General features: G+C 73.7%; 12 protein-coding genes. 6 read left to right on the plus strand and 6 right to left on the minus strand.

Annotated elements, in window-relative coordinates; genetic code table 11:
* Positions 1 to 41 precede the first annotated feature (41 nt).
* Entirely contained in the window at positions 42 to 1,016 is a 975-nt protein-coding gene (locus ACFWUZ_RS04780) for an electron transfer flavoprotein subunit alpha/FixB family protein (protein WP_384367036.1), read from the plus strand.
* Positions 1,017 to 1,221: 205 nt separating this feature from the next.
* Positions 1,222 to 2,520: a DUF6986 family protein gene (locus tag ACFWUZ_RS04785; RefSeq protein ID WP_384367039.1), complete on the plus strand. Its 1,299-nt coding sequence runs from the start codon at positions 1,222 to 1,224 to the stop codon at positions 2,518 to 2,520.
* A 110-nt stretch (positions 2,521 to 2,630) separates the two neighbouring features.
* Here ACFWUZ_RS04785 and ACFWUZ_RS04790 read toward each other — a convergent pair whose 3' ends face one another.
* Together ACFWUZ_RS04790 and ACFWUZ_RS04795 are read right to left on the minus strand one after the other, a co-directional pair.
* On the minus strand, positions 2,631 to 3,281 hold the full coding sequence (locus ACFWUZ_RS04790) for a DUF4360 domain-containing protein (protein ID WP_384367042.1): 651 nt from the start codon (positions 3,279 to 3,281) through the stop codon (positions 2,631 to 2,633).
* A 160-nt stretch (positions 3,282 to 3,441) separates the two neighbouring features.
* Positions 3,442 to 4,428 (minus strand): LacI family DNA-binding transcriptional regulator, encoded by a 987-nt coding sequence (locus ACFWUZ_RS04795; protein ID WP_384367045.1) that lies wholly within the window; start codon positions 4,426 to 4,428, stop codon positions 3,442 to 3,444.
* Positions 4,429 to 4,628: 200 nt separating this feature from the next.
* Between ACFWUZ_RS04795 and ACFWUZ_RS04800 the strand changes: the two genes are divergently transcribed.
* On the plus strand, positions 4,629 to 5,663 hold the full coding sequence (locus ACFWUZ_RS04800) for an NUDIX domain-containing protein (RefSeq protein WP_384367048.1): 1,035 nt from the start codon (positions 4,629 to 4,631) through the stop codon (positions 5,661 to 5,663).
* A 15-nt stretch (positions 5,664 to 5,678) separates the two neighbouring features.
* Here ACFWUZ_RS04800 and ACFWUZ_RS04805 read toward each other — a convergent pair whose 3' ends face one another.
* Positions 5,679 to 6,377, minus strand: a complete 699-nt coding sequence (locus ACFWUZ_RS04805) for an MBL fold metallo-hydrolase (RefSeq protein WP_384367051.1) — start codon at positions 6,375 to 6,377, stop codon at positions 5,679 to 5,681.
* Between the two features lie 106 nt (positions 6,378 to 6,483).
* Positions 6,484 to 7,848: a dipeptidase gene (locus tag ACFWUZ_RS04810; protein ID WP_384367054.1), complete on the minus strand. Its 1,365-nt coding sequence runs from the start codon at positions 7,846 to 7,848 to the stop codon at positions 6,484 to 6,486.
* Positions 7,849 to 8,265: 417 nt separating this feature from the next.
* Here ACFWUZ_RS04810 and ACFWUZ_RS04815 point away from each other — a divergent pair, with 417 nt between their 5' ends.
* Positions 8,266 to 9,609 carry a geranylgeranyl reductase family protein gene (locus ACFWUZ_RS04815; RefSeq protein WP_384367283.1) on the plus strand — a complete coding sequence of 448 codons (1,344 nt, stop codon included), beginning with the start codon at positions 8,266 to 8,268 and terminating at the stop codon, positions 9,607 to 9,609.
* Between the two features lie 704 nt (positions 9,610 to 10,313).
* Positions 10,314 to 11,315, plus strand: coding sequence for a spherulation-specific family 4 protein (locus ACFWUZ_RS04820; RefSeq protein WP_384367057.1), 1,002 nt, complete (start codon positions 10,314 to 10,316; stop codon positions 11,313 to 11,315).
* A gap of 70 nt (positions 11,316 to 11,385) precedes the next feature.
* Here ACFWUZ_RS04820 and ACFWUZ_RS04825 read toward each other — a convergent pair whose 3' ends face one another.
* Positions 11,386 to 11,889, minus strand: coding sequence for a hypothetical protein (locus tag ACFWUZ_RS04825; protein WP_384367060.1), 504 nt, complete (start codon positions 11,887 to 11,889; stop codon positions 11,386 to 11,388).
* A gap of 201 nt (positions 11,890 to 12,090) precedes the next feature.
* Positions 12,091 to 12,831, minus strand: a complete 741-nt coding sequence (locus ACFWUZ_RS04830; RefSeq protein ID WP_384367063.1) for a maleylpyruvate isomerase family mycothiol-dependent enzyme — start codon at positions 12,829 to 12,831, stop codon at positions 12,091 to 12,093.
* A gap of 36 nt (positions 12,832 to 12,867) precedes the next feature.
* Here ACFWUZ_RS04830 and ACFWUZ_RS04835 point away from each other — a divergent pair, with 36 nt between their 5' ends.
* Complete coding sequence (locus tag ACFWUZ_RS04835) at positions 12,868 to 13,521, plus strand: alpha-ketoglutarate-dependent dioxygenase AlkB family protein (protein WP_384367066.1); 654 nt, start codon at positions 12,868 to 12,870, stop codon at positions 13,519 to 13,521.
* Positions 13,522 to 13,524 lie beyond the last annotated feature (3 nt).

The following is a 13,524-nucleotide window of genomic DNA, read 5'->3' on the forward strand; positions in this document are numbered from 1 at the left end:
CATAGCCCCCAGACACTTCGCAATCGCAGGAGAGCAGTCCCATGGCTGAAGTTCTCGTCTACGTCGACCACGTGGACGGCGCCGTCCGCAAGCCCACCCTCGAGCTGCTGACGCTGGCCCGCCGCATCGGCGAGCCCGTCGCCGTCGCCCTGGGCGCCGGTGCGGCCGACACCGCGGCCGTGCTCGCCGAGCACGGTGCCGTCAAGGTGCTGACCGCCGACGCCCCCGAGTTCACCGAGTACCTCGTGGTACCGAAGGTGGACGCGCTCCAGGCCGCGTACGAGGCCGCGTCCGCCGGCGGCTCCCTGGCCGCCGTGCTCGTCCCCTCCTCCGCCGAGGGCAAGGAGATCGCCGCGCGCCTGGCGCTGCGCATCGGCTCCGGCATCATCACCGACGCCACCGACCTCGAGGCGGGTGACGAGGGCCCGGTCGCGACGCAGGCCGCCTTCGCCGCGTCCTTCACCACCAAGTCCCGTGTCTCCAAGGGCACCCCGGTCATCACCGTCAAGCCGAACTCGGCCCCGGTCGAGGCCGCTCCGGCCGCCGGTGCCGTCGAGGCCCTCGCCGTCACCTTCGGCGCCCTGGCGACCGGCACCAAGGTCGTCGGCCGCACCCCGCGCGAGTCGACCGGCCGCCCCGAGCTGACCGAGGCCGCGATCGTGGTCTCCGGCGGCCGCGGCGTCAACGGTGCCGAGAACTTCCACATCATCGAGGACCTCGCGGACTCCCTCGGTGCCGCCGTCGGCGCCTCCCGCGCCGCCGTCGACGCCGGCTGGTACCCGCACTCCAACCAGGTCGGCCAGACCGGCAAGTCGGTCTCCCCGCAGCTGTACATCGCCTCGGGCATCTCGGGCGCCATCCAGCACCGGGCCGGCATGCAGACCTCGAAGACCATCGTGGCCGTCAACAAGGACGCCGAGGCCCCGATCTTCGACCTGGTCGACTACGGCGTGGTCGGCGACCTCTTCGCGGTCGTCCCGCAGCTGACCGAGGAGATCAAGGCGCGCAAGGGCTAGTCCGCCGGCTGGTGGGTCCTGGAGCCACCAGCCCGGCGTGACCTGCGTATCTCCGTGCCCCCGGGGCCGTGTGGTGATTCTCACCGCACGGCCCCGAGTCGTTTGGTCCCGAGGGCCGGGGGACCATTGACTGAGCGGAACCCCGTGACTAAATTCTGCAATGCGGAGCTAAGCTTCCGTGAAGCGGAAAAGAGGAGAGTGCACGATGGGTCAGCAGGAGAAGGTGGCGACGAGCCTCGCAGGCGCGGTGAGCGAGGGCATCAGCGCCTCCCTGGCGCCGGTGGACGCGGAACTCGCGCGCCACTACCCGGGCGACCCCGGCACCCGCCAGCCCATCCACACGGTCTACGTCCCCGGTGACGTCTTCGCCGCCGACACCATCCGCTCCTGGGGCGACCAGGCCCTCGCCGCCCTGGACGAGCACGCCCCGGACGCCGCCACCTTCGCCAAGGTGCTCGGCATCTCCGACGAGCTGGCCGTACCGGTGTACGACCGGGTCCGCGCCAAGCTGGCGAGCGAGCCGATCGAGGACCTGCGCGTCGACTTCGAGGACGGCTTCGGCGTCCGCTCCGACGAGGAGGAGGACCAGGCCGCGGCCCGCGCCGCCCGCCTCGTCTCGGAGGCGTTCTCCAACGGTACGAACGCCCCGTACATGGGCATCCGCATGAAGTGCATGGAGGCCAACGTCCGCGACCGCGGCATCCGCACCACCGACATCTTCCTCTCCGGGCTGCTGGAGCACGGAGGCCTGCCCGACGGCCTCGTCCTCACCCTGCCCAAGGTCACGTACGCCGAGCAGGTCAGCGCCTTCGTCGAGCTGCTGGAGGCCTTCGAGACCACCCGCGGCCTGCGCCCGGGCCGGATCGGCTTCGAGATCCAGATCGAGACCAGCCAGTCCATCCTGGCCTCCGACGGCACCGCCACCGTCGCCCGGATGATCGAGGCATCCAAGGGCCGTGCCACCGGCCTGCACTACGGCACCTTCGACTACAGCGCCTGCGTGGGAGTCTCCGCCGCGTACCAGGCCAGCGACCATCCCGCCGCCGACCACGCGAAGGCGATCATGCAGGTCGCGGCCGCCGGCACCGGCGTACGCGTCTCCGACGGCTCCACCAACGTGCTGCCGATCGGTACCACCGAGAAGGTCCACGAGGGCTGGAAGCTCCACTACGGGCTGACCCGCCGCGCCCTGGCCCGCGCCTACTACCAGGGCTGGGACATGCACCCGGCGCACCTGCCGACGCGCTACGCGGCCGTCTTCACCTTCTACCGCGAGGGCCTCGAAGCCGCCGCCGCGCGCCTGAAGGCGTACGTCGCCAAGATCGAGGGCGATGTCATGGACGAGCCCGCCACCGCCAAGGCACTGGCCGGGTACCTGGTCCGGGGCCTGGACTGCGGCGCCGTCGGCACCGGCGAGGTCACGGCCCTGACCGGACTGACCCGCGCCGAGCTGGACGCCTTCGCCATCCCGCGCCGCTCGGCCACGCTGACCGCCACCGCGTAGGCCACCGGGGGCCGGGCGGCTCCCGCACCTCGCGCGCACCCAGGGCGTACGCCCCGCCACGTCGGCGGAACGTACGCCCTGGGGCCGTACCGGGGCCGGACGCGCACGCGTCAGCGCGCCGGGCACTGCTTCCAGGAGAAGTGGTACTTGCTGTTGAAGCTGCCGTCCGTCGAGTCCAGCGCCATGAAGCTGGTCTTCGTGGCGTCGGAGGTCCCGACCTCCGCGCGCAGCTCGGTGTTGATGTTGAAGTTCCGCTTCTCCCCGCAGGGCGCGAAGACGAGGGCTTCGATCCCCGTGGTGTCGGTCGCCTGCCAGTTGTCGTCGAGGGCGCCCTGGAACTTGTGCGTCCGCGCGGCGGTCTGGCTCATGCCCTGGAAGTAGTAGCTGGCCTTCTGCGTACCGACGGCGCCCGGCTGCAGGTTGCCGAAGCCCCGGTAGTCGACCTGGCTGACGGCGTACGTGAAGCCCTGGGGGACGTGCACCACCAGGGACAGCAGGCAGTTCTTGCGGCCGTCGACCGCGGCCGCGCCGCCGCCGGCCTGGGCGATGTACTCGCTGTACGTCACGGTGAAGGCCGTGTTGTCCGGTGCGACGGCGACGGCCGCGCTGCCGGGGCGGCAGCCCGAGCCGTTGACGGTGGCGACGTCCACCGTGATCTGTCCGGGGGGCGCGGGCGCCGGAGCGGCGGCTCCGGCGGGCGGGGCGAACGCGGTGACCAGGAGGACCGTCGCCGATCCGGTGAGAAGCACCGGCTTGAACATGGGGGTTCCCTTCTCGTACTGGCGGGCCCCGCGTGGCGTGGGACCCGTACCGCCCCCGGCCGTGCACGGGATGCGCACCGGGAGGGGCGGGATTCAGCCTGGGAGAAGGGCGGCGCCCCCGCACCCGAGGGTGGGCCGTCTGGCGCAGCACGTGACGGGCTCAGTCCACGGGCGGGAACTCCCCCGAGCCGCGCGGGATCAGCCGCGTCGGGAGTTCGATCCGCGACGGCGGGAGGGCGGCCCCCGCGAGCCGCTGGAAGAGCCGGTCCGTGGCCACCCGGCCCAGCGCCGCCGCATCCTGGGCGACCACCGTGACACCGGGACGCAGCAGGTCAGCCAACTCGAAGTCGTCGAAGCCCACCAGGGCCACGGGGCGTTCCCGCACGGCCAGGACCCGTACCACCGTGACCGTCACCCGGTTGTTTCCCGCGAAGACCGCCGTGACCGGCTCGGGGCCCGACAGCATCGCCGAGGCCGCCGCCGAGACCCGCGCCGGATCCGTGGCGCCGAGGGAGACCCAGGCACCGGCGACCGGCAGGCCCGCGTCCGCCATCGCCGCCCGGTAGCCGCGGAGCCGCTCCGTCGCCGTGTGGATGCGGGGGTGGTCGCCGATGAACCCGATCCGGCGGTGGCCGCCGGCGATCAGGTGGGCCACCCCGTCACGGGCGCCGCCGAAGCTGTCCGACAGCACGACGTCCGCGTCGATCCGGCCGGCCGGACGGTCCACGAACACCGTGGCCACCCCCGCCCGCATCTCCGGTTCCAGATAACGGTGGTCGTCCCCCGCCGGGATCACGATCAGCCCGTCCACCCGCCGCGCGCACAGGGCCAGCGCCAACTCCCGCTCCCGGTCGGGGTCCTCGGCACTGGAACCGTTGATGAGCAGGGCCCCGTGGGCCCGGGCCACCTCCTCCACCGCCCGGTTCAGCGGACCGTAGAAGGGGTCCGCGAGGTCCTCCAGGACCAGCCCCACGGTGGCGGTCCGGCCCTTGCGCAGCACGCGGGCGCTGTCGTTGCGGCGGAAGCCGAGGGCCTCGATGGCCTCGTGGACCCGTTTCTCCGTGTCAGGGGTGACCCCCGGCTCGCCGTTGACCACCCGCGACACCGTCTTCAGTCCCACCCCGGCCCGGGCCGCCACGTCCTTCATGGTCGGCCGGTTACCGTAACGGGGCTCGGACGGGCAGCGGCTGTGAGGCACGGCGGGGAAACCTCCGGAGGCGACGGACACGGCTCTGACCTTGCTCTGACCTCGAGGATAAGCACTCGGCCGATAGTTGGGTTTCCGTGGCAGGGTGGGGCGGGCAGGCCATTGGGGGCTCCGGACGAGCCATGGGGAGAGGGGTAGACGTGATTCTCTGGATCAACGGCACATTCAGCGCCGGGAAGACCAGCACGGCCCGCGAACTGACCGCACTCCTTCCGGACAGCGCCCTGTTCGACCCGGAGCTCATCGGCGACGCGCTGCGGGCGCTGCTCCCGCGCAAGCGGCTGGCGGAGGTGGGCGACTACCAGGACCTGCCGAGCTGGCGGCGCCTGGTCGTGGACACCGCTGCGGCGCTGCTCGCCGAGCTGGGCGGGGTGCTCGTCGTGCCGATGACCCTGCTGAGGCAGGAGTACCGGGACGAGATCTTCGGCGGCCTGGCGGCCCGCCGGATCGCCGTGCGGCACGTGCTGCTGGCCCCGGCGGAAACGATCCTGCGGCACCGGATCGCGACACGGCGGGAACCGGGCGCCCCCGAGGACGTGGACCTCAGGGTCCGCCAGTGGGCCTACGACCACATCCCGGCGTACCAGCAGGCGCTCGGCTGGCTCACCGCCGACGCGCACGTCGTCGACAACAGCGCCCTCACCCCTCGGGAGACGGCGGAACGGATCGCCGCCGCCGTCCGCACCGAGCAGGCCCGGGCCTGCGACATCGTGCAGACCCCGGAACCCACCCGGGAGACGGTGGCGTCCGGGGTCCTGCTCTTCGACCGGCAGGACCGGGTGCTGCTGGTGGACCCGACGTACAAGCCCGACTGGGAGTTCCCCGGCGGCATCGTCGAAGCGGGCGAGGCACCCGCGCGCGCCGGTGTCCGGGAGGTGGCGGAGGAGCTGGGCCTCGTACTCGACCGGACACCGGAACTGCTGGTGGTCGACTGGGAGGCCCCGCAGCCGCCCGGCTACGGGGGACTGCGCCTGCTGTTCGACGGCGGCTGCCTCCCGGACGCGGCGGCGGCAGCGCTCCGGCTCCCCGGCCCCGAACTGCGTGCCTGGCGCTTCGTCACGGAGGCCGAGGCCGCCACCCTCCTCCCGCGCCACCGCTACGAGCGCCTGCGCTGGGCCCTGCGCGCACGCGAACGAGGCCGTCCCCTGTACCTGGAGGCGGGCGCGCCGCTGTAGGGGGTGTCCCGCCGGTCAGGCGGCCGGGGTGCCGGCCGCGGCACGGGCGAGGACGGACGCGGTGTCGGCCGTCAGGGGGTCCCCGTGGCCGAAGCAGGCGACCGACGGGGCGAGCGCGGCCAGCCGGTGGAAGGAGGCGAGGGCCCGGCCGTGGTCCACGTTGAACACGCCCAGCATCACGGGTCCGACCGCGGCGACGCAGTCACCCGTGAACAGCACGCCGTGGCGCGGAAGATGGATGCCGATGCTGCCGTCCGTGTGGCCCGGGGCATGGACCGCGTACGCCCCGTCGCCGAACCCGAGCTCCTCGCCGTCCTCCACCTCCCGGTCGACCGGGGTGGGCGGAGCCTCGGGGACGGTCATCCCCTTCTCCCACAGCGGGAGTTCCCAGTCCCGCAGCACCGGCTCGGGGACCGGCCGCTCGCCCCGGATCACCGGGGCGTCGAGCCGGTGGGCCAGTACCGGCGCGCCCCAGCGGGCGGCGAGTTCACCGGCGGCGCCGATGTGGTCGCGGTGGCAGTGGGTCAGGACGATCCGCTCCAGCCGGCCGGGACGCAGCCCGAGGGAACGTATCGCCCCTTCTATCTCGGCGGCCGACCCGATGTTGCCCGCGTCGATCAGGGTGAGGGCCTCGCCGTCCTGCCAGAGGTAGGCCTGGCCGATGGGGAAGCGGAACATGTGCAGCCGGTCCGGAAGTACTTCGACGAGATCCATGCGCCTACGTTAGGCACGGCCGGCCGCCCCCGGGCTGCGGCTTCACCCTCGGCGAAGTACGCCCGGGGCGCAATGCGCCCCGGACGAAACCTCGTGCGACGCCGCGTCAGCCGCGCTTGGACTCCGCGTAGTTGACCAGGAAGACGGCCTCCGCCACCGACAGTCGCTCCAGCTCCTGCGGGGACACGCTCTCGTTCACCGCGTGGATCTGCGCCTCCGGCTCGCTCAGCCCGATCAGCAGCATCTCCGCCTCCGGGTACAGCGACGTCAGCGTGTTGCACAGCGGGATCGACCCGCCCATTCCGCTGACCTGCATCTCCTGGCCGGGGTACGCCACTTCCAGCGCCGCCGCCATCGAGGCGTACGCCGGGCTGTCGGTGTCCGCCTGGAACGGCTGGCCCTGACCCACGACCTCCAGCTGCAGCCGCGCCTTCCACGGCGTGTGCGCCACCAGGTGCGCCTCCAGCAGCTTGATGGCCTCCGCGGTGTCCACGCCCGGCGGCACACGCAGGCTGATCAGCGCGCCGGCGCTCGCGTGCACGGACGGGGTGGCCCCGACCACCGGCGGGCAGTCGATGCCCAGCACGGTCACCGCCGGACGGACCCACAGCCGGTCCGCGACGGTGCCCTCGCCGATCAGCTCGACCCCGTCCAGTACGCGCGCGTCGGCCCGGAAGTCCTCCTCCGGGTACTGCAGGCCCTCCCACACCGCGTCCGAGGCCAGCCCGTCCACCGTCGTGGAACCGTCCGCCGCACGCAGCGAGTCCAGTACGCGGATCAGCGCGGCCAGCGCGTCGGGGGCGGCGCCGCCGAACATGCCGGAGTGGAGGTTGCCCCCCAGAGTGTCGATCTTCACCTTGACGAGGGTCATCCCCCGCAGGGTGGCCGTCACCGTCGGCAGGCCCAGGCGGAAGTTGCCCGCGTCGCCGATGACGATGGTGTCGGCGGCCAGCAGCTCCGGGTGCGCCTCGGCGTACTGCTGGAGACCGCCGGTGCCCTGCTCCTCGGAGCCCTCGACGATCACCTTCACGCTCACCGGCACCCCGCCGTTGGCCTTCAGTGCGCGCAGCGCCAGCAGGTGCATGATGAACCCGCCCTTGCAGTCGGCCGCACCTCGCCCGTACCAGCGGCCGTCGCGCTCCGTCAGCTCGAACGCCGGGGAGATCCAGGCGGCGTCGTCCAGCGGCGGCTGCACGTCGTAGTGCGCGTACAGCAGCACCGTCGGAGCGCCCTGCGGGCCGGGCAGGAAGCCGTACACCGACTGGGTGCCGTCGGGGGTGTCCAGCAGGGCCACGTCCTGGAAGCCCTCGGAGCGCAGCGCGTCCGCCACCCAGTTCGCGGCGGCGGCGCTCTCGCTCTGCGGGAACTGCGCCCAGTCCGCCACCGACTGGAAGGCCACCAACTCGGTCAGCTCCCGCTTGGCGCGGGGCATGAGCGAGGCGACGGTCTCGGCGATGGGATTCCGGGGCATGGGCACGCTCCTCGTGGGTGCGACGTTGTCGTACGTGTACGCCGCCCGCATCCGCGTGGTGCGCGTATGCCGGGTACGGCAGAAGTCAGCCCCGATCCTCGCACAGCAGGACGAGGCGGACGCGCGCCGTAGGATTTCCCCGGCATCGGAGCAACGGGTGATCAGGAGCAGCAGCACATCGTGAGCAGCGACGACGACGTACGCGACGCAGGCACAGGCGAAGGCGAAGGCGCACGCGCAGGCGAAGACGCGGGCGCAGGCACCGGCACGGGCGAAGACACGGGGCCGGGTGAAGGCACGGCCGAAGTCGCGGGCACGGGCGCAGGCACGGGCGAAGATGCGGCGCCGGGTGAAGGCGCGGGCGTCAGCCGGGCCGGGCAGGGTGCGGGCGACGGGACGGCCGGGCAGACCGGCGAGGTGTGGGACGTGGTCGTGGTCGGCGCCGGGCCGGCCGGCGCCTCGGCGGCCTACGCGGCGGCGACCGCCGGGCGGCGCGTCCTGCTGCTGGAGAAGTCCGTACTGCCCCGCTACAAGACCTGCGGCGGCGGCATCATCGGCCCCTCCCGCGACGCCCTCCCGCCGGGGTTCGCCCTGCCGCTGAAGGACCGCATCCACGCGGTCACCTTCTCGATGAACGGCAAGCTGACCCGGACCCGGCGCTCGAAGCAGATGCTGTTCGGGCTCGTCAACCGGGCGGAGTTCGACGCGGGGCTGGTCGCCGAGGCCGAGAAGGCGGGCGCGACCGTGCGCACCGGCACGGCCGTGGCCCGGGTCGAACAGCACGGGGCGGCGGTGCCCGACCGGCGGACCGTCGCCGTGGTGCTCTCCGACGGGGAGACCGTCCTGGCCCGCGCGGTGGTCGGGGCGGACGGCAGCGCCAGCCGGATCGGCGCGCACGTCGGCGTCCAGATGGATCAGGTGGATCTCGGCCTGGAGGCGGAGATCCCGGTCCCGGAGACGGTGGCGGAGGACTGGAAAGGGCGGGTGCTCATCGACTGGGGCCCGCTGCCGGGCAGTTACGGCTGGGTCTTCCCCAAGGGCGACACCCTCACCGTCGGGGTCATCTCGGCGAAGGGCGAAGGCGCGGCGACCAAGCGCTACCTGGACGACTTCATCGCCCGGCTGGGCCTCGCCGGCTTCGAGCCGTCGGTGTCCTCCGGGCACCTGACCCGCTGTCGCCGGCCCGATTCCCCGCTGTCGCGCGGCCGGGTCCTCGTGGCGGGCGACGCGGCCGGCCTGCTGGAGCCGTGGACGCGGGAGGGCATCTCCTTCGCGCTGCGCTCGGGGCGGCTCGCGGGGGAGTGGGCCGTCAAGATCTCCGAGGCGCAGGACGCGGTGGACGCCCGCCGTCAGGCGCTCAACTACGCCTTCGCCGTCAAGGCGGGGCTGGGGGTGGAGATGGCCGTGGGCAAGCGGATGCTGACCGTGTTCGAGACCAGGCCGGGGATGACGCACGCGGCGATCACCGGCCTGCGGCCGGTGTGGCTGGCCTTCGTGCAGATCACCCGTGACGGGGCCTCGCTGGCCGACCTGGTGCGGACGTACCCGCTGGCACGCAAGGCCCTGCACCTGCTCGATGCCCGGCAGGCCCGCTCCGGGAACCGCCGGCCCGGACCGGGCGGACGGGACCGGGAGGCCGCACAGCCCGCCCGGCCGGGAGGCTCCGCGCGGCCCGGCGGAGCAGCGCAGGGCGGCGACGCCGTACCGAGCCGGGCCGCCGAACCGGGTCGCGAGGCGGAGCCGGGCGGACAGGCCGGATAGGGGCCGGCGCAGGGAGTGGACGGGCCCGTCCCGGCGTGACGCCCGGGACGGGCCCGCGTGCGTACGGGCCCGCGTGCGTACGTAAGAACCGTTCGACCTCCCAGGTGCGCTTCTCCGGGTACCCGCGCAGCAGAGCTGCTTCTGCACCGGGTCGCTTCGCTCACCCCGACCGCGGTGAAGGTGCGCACCGTGCCCCCCACGGGCAGCTCGCCGACGCCCGCGACGCGCATGGTGCGGACCCACTGGGAGTGGCCGCGCGCCGGGACGACGAACGTGCCGGGCCCCTCGTAGGTGTGCGGGTTGACCGGGATCCGCTGCACCTCGCCGGACTTCCGGCCGCGGACCGAGAGGGGCCGAACCGGCCAGGCTGATGCCGGAGCGGGCCGGCTTCCCGATGAGGGCGTAAACGGGCACCGAACCGGCTGGCCCGGACGCAGCACGGGGTGGGCGACGCGTCCGCACCGGCTACGCGGGCCGTGGCCTGGCCCTGCCGCCCCTGTCCGCCGCGCTGCGCCCCGAAGCCGTCGGGATGGGGATGACCTCGGACTTCGCGGAGGCGCTGCCACCGACGGTCACGGCCGCGCGAGGGCGCGGCGCTCGCACGGTTGTTCCCCATGCCCAGGCGAACGGTTTCCGCCTGCGCGGAGGGCTGCCCGTCTAGTGTTCCTCGGGTCGCGCCCCTGCCGCCGCCGGAGGAAACGTTCATGCGCCGCGCCGTGAAGGCCCTGTACGCCGTCCTTGTCACCGCCTTACTGGCAGCGCCGGCGCCCGCGCTCACGGCTTCGGCAGGTACCGAGGACCCGGCGCGGACCGCGGACGCACCGCGCTCCCCGCGGCCGGCGTCCCCGGACGGTTCCATCGCCCCCGCCCCGGCGCCCTCCGGGCCCGCGACCCCCCGGATACCCGGCGTGCGGGGGCTGGAGATCGCCGTCCCCGCCTACGTCTGGGCGCACGACCCCATGCTGACCGACCTCACGGCGACCGGCCCGGCCGCCTCGGTCGTCGTCCTCAACCCCGGCAACGGCGACTCCCCCTTCGACGCCCCCTGGCAGGCCCGCGCCGACGCCCTGCGCGGCGGCACCACCGCCACCGGCGAGAGGACGAAGGTCCTCGGCTACGTCCACACCGACCACGGCGACCGCGATCCGGCCGCCGTGCGGGCTTCCGTCGACAACTACCTGAAGACCCCGGACGGCCGCCTCCACGTCGACGGCATCTTCTTCGACGTCGTCAGCCGCGACTGCGGCCCCGGCAACGCCACCCGCGACCACTACGCGGACCTCCGCCGCTACGTCCAGGACACCATGCACGCCGCCGACCCCGCCGCCGCCGATCTGGTCGTCAACAACCCGGGGACCGCCATCGCGGACTGCTACCTGGAACCGGGCCGCCGGACCGCCGACGTCTTCGTCACCTACGAGGACACCCACGCCGCCTACACGGCCGGCGGCTGGCTCGGCGGCAACGTCTTCAACCACCTCACCGGCTACCGTGCCGGAACCGAACTCGATCCCAGCGGCACGGCGTTCTGGCACCTGGTCCACGGCGTTCCGGACGTCGAGGCGATGCGGACGACCCTGCGCACGGCCTTCGACCGCGGCGCGGGCTACGCCTACGCGACGGGGGCATCCATGCCGAACCCGTGGAACACGGCCCCCGCCTGGAGGTACCACCCCCAGACCACCTACGCGGCCACCCTCGGCTGAGCACGCCGCACGCCGAACGCCGAACACCCGCGGCTCAGCCCGGGCGCGGAGCCGGGTCGGCGGCCCCGGGTCAGCGGTAGTCGTCCGGGTGGCCCTGCATCCAGGTGTTGATCTTGTCGCGGGTGCCGATCAGTGCGGTCTGGTGCTTCTTCAGGTTTTCGAAGGAGCGGTCGCCGCCGAGCTGCTCGTCCAGCTCGGCGACCAGCTCGATCGGCTCCGGGAAGTGGCCGGGTCCCTTCGGGTCGGCCTTCATGGCGCGGTCCAGGCGGTGGAGCTCGTCGTGGACCCGCCCCAGGAAGTACGCGCAGTTGCCCGGTGTGCACGCATCGTCCAGCGTCGCCTGGAGCCCCGCGAAGGCGTCGCGGACCTTCTCGGGAGGCAGGTTCCCGGGATCCGTCTGGGCGCCCGCGCGCGAGGCACCGGACGACGGCGACGACGAGGCGGACGCGGACGCCGACACGGCGGAGGACGGGGACAAGGCGGGCTGCTCGGCCGGCTCCGCGTCGCAGGACACCGCGAAAGCCGCCAGGGCGATGGCGAGTACCGCCGCGCTCCGGGCCGTGGAAAACGACATCGCTACCCCCGTGATCGTTTCGAGTCACCCGACCTTACGGAGCGGCTCCGGCGCCACGGCGCCGGGGGTGTCCCGCAAGCCGGCGTGACCCGCAGGCGCCCGGGGCCGCCGGGCGCCCGAGGCCGCCCGAGGCCGGCAGAACCCCGCGGGCGCCTGCCGCGGCCCCGCGGGTCCCCGCGCCGGTGGCCCCCGCCGCAGCCGTCAGATCCCCGCCGTCTCGCTCCACAGCCGGGCCAGCGCCAGGTCGCCCGTCACCGCGGGGCCCGCCAGCGGGAGCCGGTTCCACAGGGCCGTGTAGAGCCAGCCCGCCTCGGCGGTCAGGGTGCAGTCCGCCGGGTCCGCGTCGCCCCACACCGTCCGGGCCGGCTCAGGCGACAGGTGCACGGTCCACACCGCGCCCGTGTCGGCCGCCCGGACCCGCAGCACGCGGGGCTCGGGCGTCCGTACGCGGCTGCGCGGCCGGGCGTGGAAGCCCGTCAGCAGCTCGTCCACGCCGTCCTCCGCGAACCCCGGGTCCAGCGGCGCGTACTCCACGCCCAGCGCCGCCTCCGCGTCCATCCGGTGCACGGTCGTCTCGTGGGCCTGCCGCCGCGCCCAGAACGCCAGCGGCGAGGGCGGGGCCGTAGGGAGGAAGGTCCAGCACTGCACCTCCGCCGGGGCCTCCTGCAGGGTGCGCACCAGATCGGCGTGGCCCTCGCGGAACCAGGCGAACAGCTCCGCACCGGTCAGCTCCGGTGCGTCGGGGAAGGGGGCCGGATCCAGCCGTCCCTCCGCGACGTAGGAGGCGGCCCAGCGGTGCACCGAACCGGTGTGCCGCAGCAGGTCGGTGATCCGCCACTGCGGACAGGTGGGGACCAGGGCGTCCGGACCGGCCTGTTCGGCGATGTCCGCGAGCAGACCGCCCTCCCGCTCCAAGGTCTTCACGAACTCGTTGATCTCCATGCGGGGAGTCTGCCAGGCGCCCGCGACAATGGAGAGATGGACCGGGAACTCTTCCCGCGCGAGCGGACCGGGATCGCCCCCGGCGCCGTGCACGTGCCCGACTGGCTCGGGCCCGACCGGCAGCGGGAACTGCTGGAGGCCTGCCGCGCCTGGGCCCGCCCCCCGGCCGGCCTGCGCACCGTACGCACGCCCGGCGGCGGGGAGATGTCCGCGCGGCAGGTCTGCCTCGGGCTGCACTGGTACCCGTACGGCTACGCCCCCACCGCCGTGGACGGCGACGGGGCACCGGTGAAGCCGATGCCGCGCGAACTCGCCGAGCTCGGCCGCGAGGGGGTGGCCGCCGCGTACGGGGAGCCGCTGGAGTCCGGTACGGAGTACGACATCGCGCTGATCAATTTCTACGGCGGCGACTCCCGGATGGGCATGCACCGCGACGCCGACGAGAGGTCCGGGGCGCCGGTCGTCTCGCTGAGCCTCGGCGACAGCTGCGTCTTCCGCTTCGGGAACAGGGACTCGCGGGGGCGCCCGTACCGCGACGTCGAGCTGCGCAGCGGTGACCTCTTCGTCTTCGGAGGTCCGAGCCGGCTGGCCTATCACGGGGTGCCGAAGGTCCTGCCGGGCACGGCTCCCCGAGGGCTCGGGCTGACCGGGCGGCTGAACATCACGCTCCGCGTCGGCGGGCTCGGCTGAAGG

It is taken from the genome of Streptomyces sp. NPDC058646 (assembly GCF_042716875.1).
Classification (GTDB): domain Bacteria; phylum Actinomycetota; class Actinomycetes; order Streptomycetales; family Streptomycetaceae; genus Streptomyces.

What these genes read in the sequence shown, in the direction of transcription:
- ACFWUZ_RS04820 (WP_384367057.1), top strand. Translation starts at nt 10,314, where the DNA reads ATGCGCCGCGCCGTGAAGGCCCTGTACGCCGTCCTTGTCACCGCCTTA.
- ACFWUZ_RS04830 (WP_384367063.1), bottom strand. Translation starts at nt 12,831, where the DNA reads ATGGAGATCAACGAGTTCGTGAAGACCTTGGAGCGGGAGGGCGGTCTG.
- ACFWUZ_RS04795 (WP_384367045.1), bottom strand. Translation starts at nt 4,428, where the DNA reads ATGAAGGACGTGGCGGCCCGGGCCGGGGTGGGACTGAAGACGGTGTCG.
- ACFWUZ_RS04785 (WP_384367039.1), top strand. Translation starts at nt 1,222, where the DNA reads ATGGGTCAGCAGGAGAAGGTGGCGACGAGCCTCGCAGGCGCGGTGAGC.
- ACFWUZ_RS04810 (WP_384367054.1), bottom strand. Translation starts at nt 7,848, where the DNA reads ATGCCCCGGAATCCCATCGCCGAGACCGTCGCCTCGCTCATGCCCCGC.
- ACFWUZ_RS04790 (WP_384367042.1), bottom strand. Translation starts at nt 3,281, where the DNA reads ATGTTCAAGCCGGTGCTTCTCACCGGATCGGCGACGGTCCTCCTGGTC.
- ACFWUZ_RS04825 (WP_384367060.1), bottom strand. Translation starts at nt 11,889, where the DNA reads ATGTCGTTTTCCACGGCCCGGAGCGCGGCGGTACTCGCCATCGCCCTG.
- ACFWUZ_RS04835 (WP_384367066.1), top strand. Translation starts at nt 12,868, where the DNA reads ATGGACCGGGAACTCTTCCCGCGCGAGCGGACCGGGATCGCCCCCGGC.
- ACFWUZ_RS04780 (WP_384367036.1), top strand. Translation starts at nt 42, where the DNA reads ATGGCTGAAGTTCTCGTCTACGTCGACCACGTGGACGGCGCCGTCCGC.
- ACFWUZ_RS04805 (WP_384367051.1), bottom strand. Translation starts at nt 6,377, where the DNA reads ATGGATCTCGTCGAAGTACTTCCGGACCGGCTGCACATGTTCCGCTTC.